At 58.2% G+C, this 14,991-nt stretch carries 13 protein-coding genes, 1 tRNA gene and 3 pseudogenes; 7 read left to right on the top strand and 10 right to left on the bottom strand.

Annotated features, from left to right (window positions below):
• Positions 1–168: 168 nt before the first annotated feature.
• The gene (locus RR_RS20280) at positions 169–813 is read left to right on the top strand and encodes an ArsR/SmtB family transcription factor (protein ID WP_011225008.1); all 645 of its coding nucleotides are present in this window, start codon (positions 169–171) and stop codon (positions 811–813) included.
• Between the two features lie 72 nt (positions 814–885).
• Positions 886–1,845 (top strand): hypothetical protein, encoded by a 960-nt coding sequence (locus RR_RS20275; protein WP_011225009.1) that lies wholly within the window; start codon positions 886–888, stop codon positions 1,843–1,845.
• 172 nt (positions 1,846–2,017) lie between these two features.
• Here the strand turns inward: RR_RS20275 and RR_RS20270 are convergent, their stop codons facing one another.
• From RR_RS20270 to RR_RS20255, 6 genes and pseudogenes are all read right to left on the bottom strand, one after another.
• The gene (locus tag RR_RS20270) at positions 2,018–2,239 is read right to left on the bottom strand and encodes a hypothetical protein (RefSeq protein ID WP_049939210.1); all 222 of its coding nucleotides are present in this window, start codon (positions 2,237–2,239) and stop codon (positions 2,018–2,020) included.
• 33 nt (positions 2,240–2,272) lie between these two features.
• On the bottom strand, positions 2,273–2,725 hold the full coding sequence (locus RR_RS20265) for a hypothetical protein (RefSeq protein WP_232508585.1): 453 nt from the start codon (positions 2,723–2,725) through the stop codon (positions 2,273–2,275).
• A 271-nt stretch (positions 2,726–2,996) separates the two neighbouring features.
• Positions 2,997–3,247, bottom strand: a pseudogene (locus tag RR_RS21655) (hypothetical protein).
• A pseudogene (locus tag RR_RS22630) lies at positions 3,244–3,504 on the bottom strand (hypothetical protein); the annotation flags it as partial. The pseudogenes RR_RS22630 and RR_RS21655, both read right to left, overlap by 4 nt.
• Before the next feature lie 519 nt (positions 3,505–4,023).
• Positions 4,024–4,534: pseudogene (locus RR_RS20260) on the bottom strand (radical SAM domain-containing protein).
• A gap of 534 nt (positions 4,535–5,068) precedes the next feature.
• A tRNA-Lys gene (locus RR_RS20255) sits at positions 5,069–5,142 on the bottom strand.
• Positions 5,143–5,676: 534 nt separating this feature from the next.
• Here RR_RS20255 and RR_RS20245 point away from each other — a divergent pair.
• The 5 genes from RR_RS20245 (at position 5,677) to RR_RS20225 (ending at position 10,116) form a co-directional block, all read left to right on the top strand.
• Positions 5,677–7,236: an amidase gene (locus tag RR_RS20245; protein WP_011225012.1), complete on the top strand. Its 1,560-nt coding sequence runs from the start codon at positions 5,677–5,679 to the stop codon at positions 7,234–7,236.
• 299 nt (positions 7,237–7,535) lie between these two features.
• A complete protein-coding gene (locus RR_RS20240; RefSeq protein ID WP_011225013.1) occupies positions 7,536–7,856 on the top strand; it encodes a PadR family transcriptional regulator in 321 nt (106 codons plus the stop codon).
• 607 nt (positions 7,857–8,463) lie between these two features.
• On the top strand, positions 8,464–8,763 hold the full coding sequence (locus RR_RS20235) for a hypothetical protein (RefSeq protein WP_011225014.1): 300 nt from the start codon (positions 8,464–8,466) through the stop codon (positions 8,761–8,763).
• Positions 8,763–8,975: a hypothetical protein gene (locus RR_RS20230; protein ID WP_011225015.1), complete on the top strand. Its 213-nt coding sequence runs from the start codon at positions 8,763–8,765 to the stop codon at positions 8,973–8,975. The genes RR_RS20235 and RR_RS20230 overlap by 1 nt, the downstream gene beginning before the upstream one ends.
• Positions 8,976–9,246: 271 nt before the next feature.
• Entirely contained in the window at positions 9,247–10,116 is an 870-nt protein-coding gene (locus RR_RS20225) for a hypothetical protein (protein WP_011225016.1), read from the top strand.
• A gap of 282 nt (positions 10,117–10,398) precedes the next feature.
• On the opposite strand, the gene RR_RS20220 is transcribed toward RR_RS20225, so the two are convergent.
• The 4 genes from RR_RS20220 to RR_RS20205 form a co-directional block, all read right to left on the bottom strand.
• On the bottom strand, positions 10,399–11,742 hold the full coding sequence (locus tag RR_RS20220; RefSeq protein WP_232508584.1) for an RICIN domain-containing protein: 1,344 nt from the start codon (positions 11,740–11,742) through the stop codon (positions 10,399–10,401).
• A gap of 216 nt (positions 11,743–11,958) precedes the next feature.
• Positions 11,959–13,098: an ABC transporter ATP-binding protein gene (locus RR_RS20215; protein WP_011225018.1), complete on the bottom strand. Its 1,140-nt coding sequence runs from the start codon at positions 13,096–13,098 to the stop codon at positions 11,959–11,961.
• A 55-nt stretch (positions 13,099–13,153) separates the two neighbouring features.
• The gene (locus tag RR_RS20210) at positions 13,154–14,068 is read right to left on the bottom strand and encodes a carbohydrate ABC transporter permease (protein WP_011225019.1); all 915 of its coding nucleotides are present in this window, start codon (positions 14,066–14,068) and stop codon (positions 13,154–13,156) included.
• A 1-nt stretch (position 14,069) separates the two neighbouring features.
• Entirely contained in the window at positions 14,070–14,972 is a 903-nt protein-coding gene (locus RR_RS20205; protein ID WP_011225020.1) for a carbohydrate ABC transporter permease, read from the bottom strand.
• Positions 14,973–14,991 lie beyond the last annotated feature (19 nt).

Genomic DNA, 14,991 nt, shown 5'->3' with positions numbered 1-14,991 from the left:
GACGAGCGACCCACCGACATTCGGACCAGTCTCCCAACCGCGCTCCAAGTGCGTGTATTCGCACCACTCCGAAAGCGTCTCGGAGGAGCATAGTTCGACAAGAATTGGACTCAAATACTGCTTTGACTCTTCCCCAATCACATACTCCTACAAGCGAATCAGACAACAATGTCCTCATTATTACCCCTGAAACCCACCCCACAAACAGCTTCGGATCGTAGTTTGGAACCGAGGCTCGTTGACTTCGAAGATGAATCAGCGGAACAGATCATCTCAGCAGTTTCCTCAACAACTGCACGCCGCATTCTCAGCCAGATATACGCGGAACCAACGACAGCATCGGAGATCGCAACTGAACTCAATTCCTCGGTACAGAATATCAGCTATCATCTCGACCGACTCCAAGACGCAGACCTGGTGGCGGTCGTCGAGACGTGGTATTCCGAGCAGGGCCGCGAAATGGACGTGTACGCGCCGACCAATAGCGCGCTCGTTCTCTTCGCGGGGGCAGAACGAACAAGCCCGTCGCTCAAGACGGCGTTGAGTCGCGTCTTCGGCTCAGTGGGTATCGTCGGAGCCGTCAGTGTACTCGCCCATATACGCCGGTCAGTACCGATACCAGTATCATCGCCCCGGGCTGGTGCGTCCCCTGTTCAGCAACCCGACCCAATCATGTGGGAGACGCTCGGAACGTTTGCGACCGGGCCTGGTGGAGTCGTGCTGGGAATTGGCATCTTCCTGATTCTGTTGTTCTTCGTTGCTTGGTACTGGGGGACGTATCGGCCAGCACGGAATCACGCCCACTCGGCGTGAGTGAGTAGCCGGGACTCAAAGACGTATTTGAATCTGGGATAGCGCGATACTTCCCCCTTCCAATGGTAGGGTATGAAACGGCGAACGTTTCTGGCAAGCACAGGAATTGGTCTCACAACCGCAGTCGCCGGTTGCACCACTCAAGCTGGATCGAGTGACTCACCGCCGACAGATTCCGAGACGCCAACCTCTGAGGACACGCAAACCAACACTGAACAACAGACCGAGCGTACACACGTCGCCGCCGATGGAACTGTCGAGCGAACCATCGGCGCTGAGTCGCTCGATGAGCGCGGTCTCAGAACTCCCCACCACGTCGCGTTCGGGAATCCGACGGCGGAGTCTCATCAGGGGACGGTGACGGTTTCGACGGCGGACGAAGCCGTGTTCAAGGAATCGGTGGAACTCGAACCGAACGCGAGCATTGTGGCGTCGCTCACTGATCTCGACACGTACACCGCTCGTGTGTCCGTCCCCGAGTTGGATGCGACGGAAAAGATTACCGTCGAACCCAGCCAGTTCACCTGTAACGTGACCAAGACGACGATCAGCGTCCAGGACGACGGGACACTTGACTCGCTGGGTATTTCCACGCGGATGGCGTGCCAAGGCGTCGTGAGCGACCACGTTGCTGCTCGTGAATCTGCGTCGGAAACGCTCGGCGACGACCCGATTCCCGCAGACACGGGGAAAGGCAGCCACACGCTCATGCTCCGGAACCCATCGGAGGAGACGTGGACGACGCGAATCCTCGTCGAGAAGGACTCGACAGCGCACTTCGACGCCGTCTACACGGTCGAACCTGAGGGCACTGTACTGATTACGCTCAGCGAGCCCGATACGTACTCCCTATCGGTAGGTGTGCTCGAAACCGAGACGACCGTCACCGAACAGGTCACGCCCGAAAACTTCGATTGTAACCGATCCCCGACGCGCGCGGAGGTCGACGATACGGGAGAACTCACGGCAAGCACCATTTCGACGCTCATGGCCTGTGACCTCGAGACAAACTCGACGAGCGAGTCCCCTTAATAGCGGGACGACTGTCGCTGCTGTTCTCATCCCAATTGAGAGTTCCAGTCGCATACTCACTGAGCGGATATTTCTGTTGAGCTCGTGACAAACGAACGCCGGGCAGCAACCAATCGCTTCTCGACTAACCAACAGTCGTGAGTTCTGAGCAGCTATTGTTGGTTAGCGGCTTTTACACCGTCGCCGCCACGTGCTGATACTCAGCTTGGGACGGCGTCGGCTGCAGCGTCAACCCGGCCAGCGCTAACTCTCTGAGCACTTCCAGTGGCACACCCTCAGCATCCCGAAGCACAGCATCGAGCGTCCAGGCATCGTACTGACTCGCGTTCGGTGCAAGCACGTCCACAGACTCAGTCGGCACTTCCTCTTGAATCGCCAGTGCTGCCCGGTGCACTCGCTTCCGTTCTTCCTCTACCGATAATCAGCTCTATGTAGCGTCAGTTTCCCTGCTTATCAGGCGATACACACCGCTCAGTAACAGGATGACCCCCGCGAGCCCAACCACGATATCAAGTGGCTCCACGAAGGCACACATCCTGCATGGGTTTGATCCAGTGCCTATGGTGTATATCGTCCCGCTTTTTTCGACGTAGGTATAGTCCATTGTATCATCTGGATAGTCGAAATCTGGCGGTGACTGATTCACTGTGGCAATCCCATCAGCACGGAGTGCTTGGTCGAACACGTCTTGGCCCGCTGCTGAAAGGTCATTGTAACTGACTACCTCGTCATCGGGAGACACTTGCGATTCATTCGTCTCTGTGGTGTAAGCCTTGTTCGTCGGCTCCGGGGGAGCACCAATGAGTAAGCCAGAGATAATAAGCACTGCTACTGCAAATATAATTAGCGCCCAACCACTGAATCGGTTTTTTGATTTCATTCCCATTTTACAGATTTTCTAAAATATACAAGGAGTGCTTTTTTACTATCCTAGCTTGTCAGCCGAGTAAACAATTCCATCTTCTGTGCAATTTCTTATATCCGTTGTGTCTTCGCTTGCGTTCGTCTGGTTCAATTGTATTCTTTGCACGCTTACTGAACGGGTATTTCTGGTGAGATAGCGAAAAACAAACGCCGGACAGAAGCTAATCGGTTCTCGGCTAACCAACAGTCCGGGTACCGATCAGCTGTTGTTGGTTAACGTCTACTCTCTATACTGTCGCCGCGACGTGCTGGTACTCGGCTTGCGACGGCATCGGCTGGAGCGTCAACCCAGCGAGCGCCAACTCCCTGAGCACTTCCGGTGACACACCCTCACAGTCCCGAACACCGCGTCAAGCGTCCAGGCACCGTACTGACTCGCGCTCGGCGCAAGCACATCGACGGACTCAGTGGCCACCTCGTCACGAATAGCCCGCGCGGCTCGACGAACCCGCCGCCGTTCTTCCACAGTGCAGCTCATGCCCCAACACCTCGAATAAGATCGCCGACAAGCGATCCACCGACGTGCGGCCCAGCGTCCCAGCCGCGCTCACCACGCGTGTATTCGCACCACTCTTCGAGCGTCTCGAAGGGCGTCTCCGCCAACACGACCCCCTCAGCGTCACCACCAGCGGCGACAACAGCCACGGCGAACTCGTAGCTGTCCCAGTAATGCGCGGCACCCTCGCCGTCGACGCCAAGGAAGAGCGGTCGGCTCTGGGTGAGTGGCTCGTGTGCGGGTCAGGCAGTACAGGTTACGTATCTATCGATAGGAGGTGCGAAGGCAATAGGACTCCAGAAAAGTTAGAACAGCCACAGTCCAATGTCAGTACGTGACTACCAATGCCCCTCCTCCCCAGTGGACAAATCCAAAATACGTCGCAACTGTCATCGGCGTTCTTGCCACTGGTGCTCTCGTGTTCTACAGTTCACTAACTCAGTCTGGCCCGACTGTCGATGAAATCATATTCGTAGTGCTCGCTATCAGTATCCCTGTTACCATCGCTTACGAACTTGCTCGTCGGTTCGGATGATAGGTATACTTCCTGAACGGTTGGTCCAGGGGATCGAGGAGAGAAACAAATGACGGTTAGAAACCCGAGTGGGTAGCTAACCAACAGCTTTGGGTTCTGCCGGGGCCTTATTGGTTAGCGCTTTTCACGACACCGTGTCCTGCCACGTACTAATACTCAGCTTGTGCCGGCGAGGGCCGTAACGTCGACCTGCCGGACCCTGACGCGGTGCCTGATAGACACGTCAGATAAGATGGTCTATGGACTCCCCGTCCCGGGCTAACTCGGACTGCTCAGGCGAGGCGTCCGTAGCACGTGTGGAGAACGACTCCGGTGAGACGGCCTGTTGTATTGCCGTGAGCTTCGACCGAAGTTGGCCGCTCGTCGAGCGCACCAACTCATCGTCTGGCCAAGAGTGGACGTCGAGCCCGTCGAAGCGCGTTGCGACCTGCTGGACTGTATTCAACTGTTCGAGGGCGTACTCAACCCAGTACTGATGACTGTCCTGCACCTGCTGGAGTTCCTCGACAACGTCGTCGTAGCCGGCTTGCTCGGCGGCAGTGAGACACTGCTGGAAATTCGCGCCACGGGGATTGATTGGTTCGTGGAAGACCACAACCTCACCAAGCGCTCTGAAGTAGCTGAGTAGCTCGTGAAAGTCATCTTCGCCCATCGTCGGGTATGTGTGGTGACATCGAGACGAACACCGACACACCGGCCTGTTGGAGTTTGTCTAAGGCCTGCCAGCGCGTTATCGGTGGCGGGGCGTTCGGTTCCATCGCTCTGACGAGTGTCGCATCAAAGGAGGGAATCGACGGGCCGACGGTCTCAACAAGATCGAGCCGTTTTTACGGCAGTTCCACACTGACGCACTGGATGCGTGGGCACTAGAGAAGATGCCGTCGGTATACCGAGCGGACGTTCTGAACGAACACGAGTCACTACAGGCGTCTCTGAACGGAGTGTGGGGGTGGGTATGCTATATAGCAGTTCAATGGTGAATGCGGCTATGATGAGGAGCTACCATCGCTCGCCTGGTGCCCTGGTCTGGAGACGATCTCTTTGCACGCCTCACACAGTCGACCATATGTGTCGGTACAACTCCCCTCAAGAATGGGGACTTCCGTATCGCAGTTTGTACACTGGGTCATTTGTTGAGAGCCGGCTAGTGAAGTATGAATAATATGCCTGTATTCGGCTTGTGTCTTGCGATTGTGCTGGGTTTGACTGCTGATGAACTGTGACAATTTGGTGAGCCGAAGCGGTTGTGATCGACGAACGGATGCGAGCGGGCTCGGAGGGATTCGAACCCTCTGTCTCGGGATTAAAAGTCCCACGCCTGTGCCTCATAGGCCCCGAGCCCGGAATATAGTATATGTGCTTGACCGGTATACATCTCACGCTGCCGAAACTGGACCCGATGGGAAATCGGCTTCTGGCATTGTGGTTGCCAACCGTTGACGGCATTGGTGACGGGCTGACAAATTATACGAAGACGGCCGAGTCGGCCGGCGAGTTGGCCACTGATGTTGTCTACGAGTTGTGCGGGCTGACCAACGCGGAAACTGAGAGTGGTGAGGATGTGGTTAAGAGGGTGAACGGTCTGCTGGACTGTGGTTATCTCACACAGAGCAATAACCCATTATATGTTAGTTAGATGACCACACATGGAGATAAGCCGGTCGTTGAAATATGAATTACGCCACGACTCGTGAGAAACATAGGTTTTCTTCTGGGCGTGTATAATCAATATATGTAGTCGAATATAATCAAAATTGCCCGATAACTCGAAAATAATGCCATCGAGGGAAAATATTTAATCATGTGCTCTGAGGAACAGCTGTGGTAATAGTGTCAGATACAATTTCCATCGTCGCAATTGAATCAGGAGAAGTGTATGCCAAGTAGTGACGACCAAACCATCCACCAGCCCTCGCAAGAACGGCTTGTAGAACTTGCTGCTGCTGCGGGGTTGAGTCTAAACGACCAGGAGGTTGAGGACTACCAACAGTTAGTTAACTCGACACTTGAAGCGGCTGAGCGCGTTGCTGAAGCCGACAATCCGCGGTTTGGCGTTCACGATATCAAGTACACTGACCGGTCACCGGGGTATCGACCAGATGCTGACGAAGACCCATACAATGCGTGGATCACGAAATTCACCGTTGAAGGAGCCGAAGACGGCCCACTTTCGGGTATGGAAATAGGACTCAAGGACAATATCGCGCTCGCTGGCTACGAAATGACGTGTGGTTCCTCAGTCCTTGAAGGGTATGTTCCACAGATCGATGCTACTGTGGCGACTCGACTACTGGACGCTGGAGCCACTCTCACAGGAAAGCTCAATATGGAGAGCTTCGCGTGGTCCGGGTCGAGTGATACTAGCGACTTTGGCACCGTTGAAACCCCACACGCTGAGGGGTACCTCACAGGAGGGTCATCCAGTGGCAGTGGGGCCGCACCGGCTGCAGGTGACTGTGATGCTGCTCTTGGTGGCGATCAGGGAGGCTCTATTCGGGTCCCAAGCGCTTGGTCTGGACTTGTCGGGCTTAAACCGACCACAGGTCTTGTGCCGTACACTGGTATCTTCCCGATTGATCGTGGGTACGACCACACTGGACCACAGGCCAAGACTGTCGAGGATGCTGCAGCGATTCTTGAGGCGATTGCTGGTGAAGATCTCCACGATGGGCTCAAAATGGACCCTCGCCAACCCCGTGGTGTTGAGGCAGACGATTACACCGGGGCACTCGATGAAGACCTTGAGGACATTTCCATTGGTGTCCTTGAGGAAGGGTTTGGTTGGGAAAGTTCAGATGAAGAAGTTGATACCGCTGTCCGGGATGCTATTGAGGTTCTTGAGGGACTCGGTGTGGAAACAGAGCCAGTGTCAGTTGAGACACACCGACTCACTGTTCCGATTTGGACCGTTGCAGCAACTCAGGGTGGGATCAGTCTCCTGAAAGACGAAGGCGTTGGGACGAACTACAAGGGTTGGTACTGGGATGATCTACTTGAAGCGTTCAGTAAGTTCCGTGAGGCGCGTGCCCATGAGTTCCCGCCAACGGTCAAGACGTCACTCCTTGCTGACGCTCATCTACAGGATGAGTACAGTATTGAACTATACGCGAAAGCAAAGAACCTTGCACTCGACGCCGAACGGAAATATAATGTCCATCTGGAAGAACACGACGCACTAGTTCTTCCGACAACTCCAATGCTTCCGTATGAGCGGGATGACAGTCTGAGTCGGGTTGAGCGGGTTAGCCGAACGCTCGGTAACTTGGCGAATACGGGTATGTTTGATCTGACGAACCATCCGGCACTAACCGTTCCATGCGCGAAGCCGGATGGACTGCCTGTTGGGATGATGCTCGTTGGCAGCCATCTTGACGAGAGGACCCTATTCAAGATTGCCAGCTCATTCGAAGCTGAAGTTGACTGGGAGCAGCGATAAGTCGCGTCAGGCAAAGGACCCCAATCATCCAGTTCATCTCCGAGTAGAGCTAACCAACATCTCGCGGGATATCGGACCGTTGTTGGTTAGTCGTCGGTACCTGTTCGACAGCATCGACTTTTCAGCGCTGTTTCCGTCTGCTGCTTGTCAGCTATTGTCGGAGGGCGGCCCACGAACACGCCACAGCGGGCCAGAGACGAAAATCGGACGGCAAAAGTCCACTTCCGGTCACGCGCGCCCCAGACTTTTACCAAGTCACGTCCCAGTCCCGTCCAGATGCATATCACCGGAGGCGACTGATGACGACCTACCACGACCTGATGGGCTTCCAGCGCGACCTCTTGGAAGCCATCGCCGCCGTCGACGATGATCCCTACGGCCTCGCGCTCAAGGCCTATCTCGACGAGCGCTACGCCGACCCGATCAACCACAGCCGCCTCTACCAGAATCTCGACCAGCTCGTTGAGCAGGACCTCATCAACCGAGACGACCTCGACGCCCGCACCAACGTGTATACGCTGACTGACGCTGGCAGACACGAACTCCAGCACCACGCGGAAACACTCGCAGGCCTGTGTGAGCTGGCCCGACCCGTCGCTGATGGGGGTGCCCGACAGTGACGGCAGTCACACTGACTCAGAAGCGTCCTGAGAACGCACGAGTTCACAGTGTCGGTCAGCAGACCACTGGTGGCCAGCTACAGGGAGCGCAGCTGAAGCCACTCATCTGCTGGTATCAAAAACCCCCCAAGGTGCTGATTCCAAGATTGTGCGTTGCACGGACGCGGCGGCAAGGGTTCCAGAGTCGGGAACAGCACCCGCATAAGTGTAGACAGAACATCATAGATAGGTCTTATGGCGGCCGGTCACAGCAGCGCGGTCACATGGCTGGCATGCTCGTCGCTGGACACACTGCAGGTACAGCCTCGCCCAAAACTAGCCAAAACGACCGGTTTCGCCGTGTAGGCGATGGAAGGAATGGTGGGCAGCCGGTGGGGGGTGGCGTGCAACGCACCATTGGAAGTCGTCATCCACGACGACAGGTTCCGGCCTCGGGCAAACCAATGACTTGGGTGGGATCCATAGGGAGATGGAGCAGAGACCAGAACCCAACCTACCAGTATGTGATTGGTAAACAAAACGCCTGTGATATCGTTCCGCAGTTTATTCATTCGACACCCAGTGTGGACCCGCTGACAGGCCGCTCCCGACACCGGGAGGTGGCCCGATGACTGCTCCTCCGACCGTCGGCGAGATCATCGCGATCACGACCACCGATAGTGAGCCGTTGTTGCTGGTCTCACGCGCCACCGACGAACACATCACCGGCGTGTTGCTGGCCGACCTCGCAACAGAACCGCTCCAGCGACTGCGAGCGTCCAAGCGCAACACACCCACACGCCGGCAGCTGGCGCAGGCTATCGGTCGGACTGACGAGTTGATGTCGTTCACGGTCCCGACCACAGACTGCGCACTGGTTGAACGCGACAGCAGCCGTCCTAACTGCTTCGAAGGAGGGGATGACTGATGGCCCGCGTTGATCCATCACCGGAACCTGCCACCGAGACAGCGCCATCAGAGACAACCCAGTGGCGACTCCACTACCACGTCGGCGATCTCGAACACTACACCGAGTGGACGACCGAGTTCTCCACCATCGAGAACTACTACGACCAGTACCATCACGGGGACCACGCCCACGGTGTCGCCATCGAGCGCCGAGCAGTGGTCGAAACGTGACCCACCATAGCACCCACTCCGGTCCCAGCCACGACTGTACCACTGCCACCAGCGGAGCGCGACCGGTGAACCCAGTGCCACGCCGGTCCGGGCGACGGCAGCACACACGCACTGCTAGTCGGCGGCGCGGTGCCACGACACAAATCCACTAGACGGAGCGGGGTTGCCACGAGCCAACCGCTCGCCTAGAGAGCGCCAGCTACGTCACCGGTAGCCCGTGCTGTGGTCAGCACTGCTCGGTTCGATTCCGAGCACGGGTCCTGTGGTCACAATGCCACGACAAACAAACCCCAACGACGACACAGCCACCGACCAAGCCCTCGCCGACCACCTCGACATGGATATCGGACAAGAGAATACGAACTTTGAGCAACTCCAGTCGCTCGTCAACGACCTCGACGGCGACGTGTCACCCCTCGTTTCGAGTGTTCTTGAGACGCTGGTCGCGACTATCGATGACCTCCACGAACGCGTCACCGAACTAGAGGCCGACCTCGAACGGACCCACGAGGTTGCCACCACGGCGGTCGGTGACGCCGCCACGAACGACCAGCGCCTTGACGACCTCGAAGCCCAGCAGGAGACCACCCGCGAGGTTGCCAAGAGTGCTATCGCCAAAGCCCAGCAACTCGAAGCCGACGCCGACCAGCAGGAAGACGCCGAGCAACTCCCCGAAGGTATCGAACCCAGCAGCTCGCCGCTGGATTTCTTCGCGAATTGCCGCCAATCGAAGGTCAAGACCATGTTCGTCGAGCGCTCGAACCGCCAGAACACCTACCGGGCGATCAGCATCGCCAAGCGCTGGCCGGAATTTGCCACGACACGAACCGACGGCAGCGGCGTGTTCATGACGAAAACCGACCTGCAGACAGCCCTCACCGCGGAACTCGGGAAGGAACCACATCGCCAGACGATCAAGCGCGTCTGGGAGACACTGGTCGACATCGGCGGCGACGACGTCGTCGAGAAAACTCGGCAGGTCGGACGGGACCAGACCCAAACCGAGATTCTCGCGATGGATATGAAGACTGCCGAAGGGTTACTCGAAAAACGCTACATCGGCCTCGATCTGTTGGAAAACAGTGACCACAAAGCCGCCACAGGTGGCGTCACACCCGTTGTGGTGGAATCATCGCCCTAACCCTGTGACACACATCGGATAGGACCAGAACCGACACTGAACCGACGCTACTGGACGCGGTGGTACGTGCCCTGCCGCCGTCGACGCCACTGTTTGCTAGCTGCAGCAACCGGGAGCGACCCCATTCGTACAGGAGTGTAGTGAGCGGTCGTAACACGAACGGAGCGACTACAGCGATTCCACTGGTCACAACAGGTGTGACAGGGCAATGAAAGGGCCCCGACTGGGGAGGTGTATACAACTGCCGATGAGGAGCCTGTGTAGAGACTGGGATAGCGACGCTCACCGACTATGGAGGGTCCACTGTTGATTTGGGTCCCCTTCCCAGTGCCACTGGTGGACGTTCGCGCCGGGTTGTTCGCCGTCAAGCACGCGACCGCTGTGTTTGTTGATGAACGCGTAGCGGTCGTCTCCGACTGATACAGCGTACCACCGCTGGTTCGCATTCCCGGTCCAGGGCCACTGGATGATGTCGACCGCGTCGTCTGTTCCTTCGTTTTCTACATCGAGTACCTTGCCGCTGTGTACTGCGTCGAGTCGGTACGTGCCGTCGCCAGTCGGTTGGATGCTGAACCGCTGGTGGTCACTCTCAGTCCAGTCGGCCTCAACCACGCTCGCGCCGTCGCTGGTATCCCCATCCGTGATTTCGATGACGTTTCCCGTCTCTACCGAGTGGACCGAGTAGACACCTTCTGAAATCGGGGGCGTATCACTTGTCCCATCCAGCCCGGCGACACTCAGTCGGCGGCAGAGCGGGACGATATCGGACGTTTCGTAGTAGTCGACACGGATAAGGTTCGGATTCAGTTCCGGAGCGACGCTGACGACTTGCTCGTACAGGGGTAACATCGCGTTCGTCTGCTGTGCGCCGCTGTAGAGATCTGTTGGTGCGCGGATGATCCACTGTGTCTCGCCCAGCCGGTCCGTTTCAGTGTGGTCGTTCCTGACACCGTTTGCCAGCACATCCCCTGGTGTAGCTGTGTCTGGATAGGAACTCGCTACCCAGCCGGCCCACGGCGCGGTGAAATCAGGCAGTGAGACTGGGTCGTCGTGCTCTGTGAGCGTCCGATAAAAGATCGCTATCTTCGGTCCATCGAACTCGGAGAGTGTTGCATCAAGGAGGGCATCAGTGCCGCCCACCGCACCCAAGTCGAATGCGTACGCCCCGAACGTGTCGGTCAGGAGCGTCGACAGCGCTTCCCAGTCGTCTGCCTCGAACGCATCGTCGCTGAACGCACCGGAATCATAGAAATGCGAGAGCTTGAGTAAGATCAGTTCCGAGGCCCCGGCGTTGTCGACCGCTGAGAGGTACTGGGCAATCTTTGGGAACACCGTCTCATCGAGGGACTGGCCGGTTTCATCGGCGTGATGGCCGTAGAATACGGTTCCGTCGCCGTCGCCCTGTGACTCGACGCGAACGTCCAGAAACCGGATTCCGTCCGAGAGTTGCGTGTAGACATCTCTGGTCTGGCAGTCGTAGTACTCTGGCGAGTCCGGCTCATCGGTCACCATCGCAGCGTGATGGGTCCCGGGGAAGCTTAGTTCCCGAACCGGTGTTTCGGGGACGGCGTCCGTCTGCCACGTCTTCGTCTCGAACGAACTCTCTGCCGTTGTTGTGTGCGTCATCACTGTCCCTCCGAGTGCCGTACCACCGACCGCGAGGCCGGCCGGCTGTAGCACTGCGCGCCGGCTCGCCGGGTAGTTTCTGTCCGAGACCTGTTCGTCCGTCGTGTGACGCCTGTTCTGCGTGTTATTTACCATTTCATTGTCTGAAACCTTTTATTCGCCTGTGTAATACTGTCCGCAGTATGCCGAGTTCTACCGATGGTACGCCGCCACATCTTACGGCTGGCTACCGGTGGGAACGGCGGTATCTGTAGATAGCTCGGTCTGTCGAATCCGCGCTCCCGTTTCGACGTCGAACACGTAGGCACGTTCGCCGGAAACGCCCAGCCAGATGGTGTCACCCCGTGTAACGCTCACGTCAAACGGCGCTCGAACTGCAATCTCCCTGTCGTCGCCGTCGAACTGGACCGTGAGCAGTTGCTCGTCGCCCATCGGTTCCGTTACTGTGACCTCGGCTTTGGCTGCGCCGTCGATTGGTGACTGGTGAACCGAGAAGTACTGGGGCCGGACGCCGAGGACAAATGGGTCGGTGTCGTCAACAGCGGTGGGTAGTCTTTCGACGCTGAAAGAAAACGTAGCGTCGTTGGCAGCCACGACTCGCTGTGAGCCGGCCGCCTCACGGCGGACCCGCAGGAAATTCATGCTCGGGCTGCCGATGAAGCCGGCGACAAACTGGTTCGCGGGGTCGTGGTACACCTCGGCCGGCGTCCCGACCTGTTGGACGGTCCCATCGTTCATCACGATGAGCTTGTCGCCAAGCGTCATCGCCTCCTCTTGATCGTGGGTGACGTACAGGGTCGTAATGCCCAGCTCTCGCTGAAGCTTTTTGATTTCGTTTCGCATCTCGACTTTCAGCTTCGCGTCGAGGCTCGCCAGCGGTTCGTCCATCAGGAACACGCTCGGACGACGGATGATCGCCCGGCCGATTGCGACCCGCTGGCGTTGACCGCCGCTGAGTTCGTCTGTCTCGCGGTCAAGCAGTTCGCCGATGTCCAGCGTCTCTGCGACGTCTTCGACGCGCTCCCGCCGCGTCGCCCTGTCAATGCCCTCCACTTTGAGCGGATAGCCGATGTTCGCCGCGACGCCCATGTGCGGGTACAGGGCGAGTTCTTGGAACACCATCGCGATGTCGCGGTTTTTCGGATGCCTGTCAGTGATGTCTGTCCCGTCAATGCGGATTTCGCCCTCTGTGGGGTCGGTAAGCCCCGCGAGACAGCGCAGCGTCGTCGTCTTCCCACAGCCGCTCGGGCCGAGCAACACAGCGAACTCGCCGTCCTCGACGGTGATATCGATGTTTTTTGCACCAATCTCGTTTCCGTACCGTTTCGTCACGTCGTCGTAGCGTACGCGTACCATTAGTGTTCGCTCCGCCTGTCGCTAGTTATTGTCTGTACACGGTGCCGTGTCGTCGTCATCGGACCGCCCCCATCGTGAACCCACGGAGCAGTTTCTCCCGGACGAGGAACGCGAACAGCAAAACGGGGGCCATCGCAATCGTCCCCGCCACGGTCAGCAGCTCCCACTGAATCGCGTAGGCCGTCTTGAACGTCGCAAGTGCGACGGGGAGGGTCTGTGCCTCGGTGTTGCTCGTAAGAATGACCGCAAACAGCAACTCGTTCCAGGCGTTGATGACGGTGAAGATGGTCGCCGCGATCAGCCCCGGGCGCACCATCGGCAACACGATCTTGAAGAACGCGCCGAGTTCCGTGTGCCCGTCGAGAACGGCGGCTTCGACGATGCTGTCCGGGAGCTCGGCGAAAAAGCCCTTCAGCATCCAGACGACGAAGGGGATGTTGAACGCGGCGTAGGCGAGCACGAGGCCCAGCCGCGTGTTGAGCAGGTTCGCGGTATCGAAGATGACGTACAGCGGAATCACCGTCACGATGGGCGGCAGAAAGCGCGTCGTCAACACGAGGAAGGGCAGGTGGAATCGACCAAGGTCGTACGGGAACTCGTAGTTCACGAACCCGTAGGTCGCTGCGGTCCCGAGCAACACTGCGAGGGCGGTCGAGCCGACCGTCACGACAACGCTGTTGAACAGGAACTCGTAGAACGCCGGACGCTGGGCGAACAGCTCGGGGTAGTTCCCGACCGTGAGCGCCGTCGAGACCAGCTTCGGCGGCGTTGCGAGCAGGTCACTTCGGGTCCGGAGCGATCCGGACACCATCCAGTACACCGGAAACAGCGTCCAGATGACGAACAGCAGGGCGATGCCGTTCGTCACGGTCGGGACGAGCCCGTAGCTGTCGAGCGTTTCGTGGATGCGCTCGACGCCAGCAAGCAGCGCCCTGCCGACGCCCCGTTTCGGTTTCGTGTCGGTCGCCATCTCAGAACTCCACCTCCGACACCGTCGCAAAGGCGTAGGTGATCGCCAGGGCGATGAGCAACAGGAGCAGCGCCATCGTCGACGCCCGGCCGTAGTTCCCATAGCTGAACGCCTCCCGGTACATGGCCATGCTGATGACCTCCGTTGATTTTGCCGGGCCACCTCGGGTGAGGACGAACACCTTCGCAAACACACGCATCGTCCCGATGACCCGGAGGATGAGTACCAGGACGACGAGTTCCTTGATGTACGGCAGCGTCACGTCGACAAGTCGCCGCATCCGCCCGGCACCGTCCATCATTGCCGCTTCCTGGACGTGGTCAGGGACCGACTGCAGGCCAGCGAGGACGATAAGCGTCACCAGCGGTGTCATCTGCCAGACATCGGGGAGGACGAGCGCGTATAGCGCAATGGAGGGGTCGCTGAGCCACGGGACCGGACCGCTCGTCAGCGGGGCGACCAGCGAATCGAGGACGCCGCCGTTCTGGTACAGCAACTGCCACAGCAGCGCGACGACCGTCGGCGAGATGACGAGCGGAACGAGGCCGATAGTCTGGATCAGCCCCCGGAACCGCACCTTGCTGTTGAGGACGAAGGCGATGGCGATGCCAAGGCCGACCTCAAGCGAGACGGCGAAGAACATGAACTTCGCCGTGATCCACAGCGACTGCCAGAATGCGCCCGCCGTTAGTATCGCTACGTAGTTTTCGAGCGCAACGAACTGCCGCCCGCCCGTGTCGAACTGGTACAGTGACAGCACCAGCGCACGACCGACCGGATAGATGAAAAACGCCGCGAGAACGGCAAGCGCTGGAAGCGTCAAGATCCACCGGAGGTGATCCTCGACCCACAGCAGGACACGCTCGTAGCGGCCGCCGCCGACCGTCTCGGAGTAGTGTGACATGGCTATCGACTGTCCCGGT

The organism is Haloarcula marismortui ATCC 43049, assembly GCF_000011085.1.
GTDB classification, from domain to species: domain Archaea; phylum Halobacteriota; class Halobacteria; order Halobacteriales; family Haloarculaceae; genus Haloarcula; species Haloarcula marismortui.
Note: the sequence above shows the minus strand (reverse complement) of the source record. Positions and strands in the feature narration are given on the sequence as shown.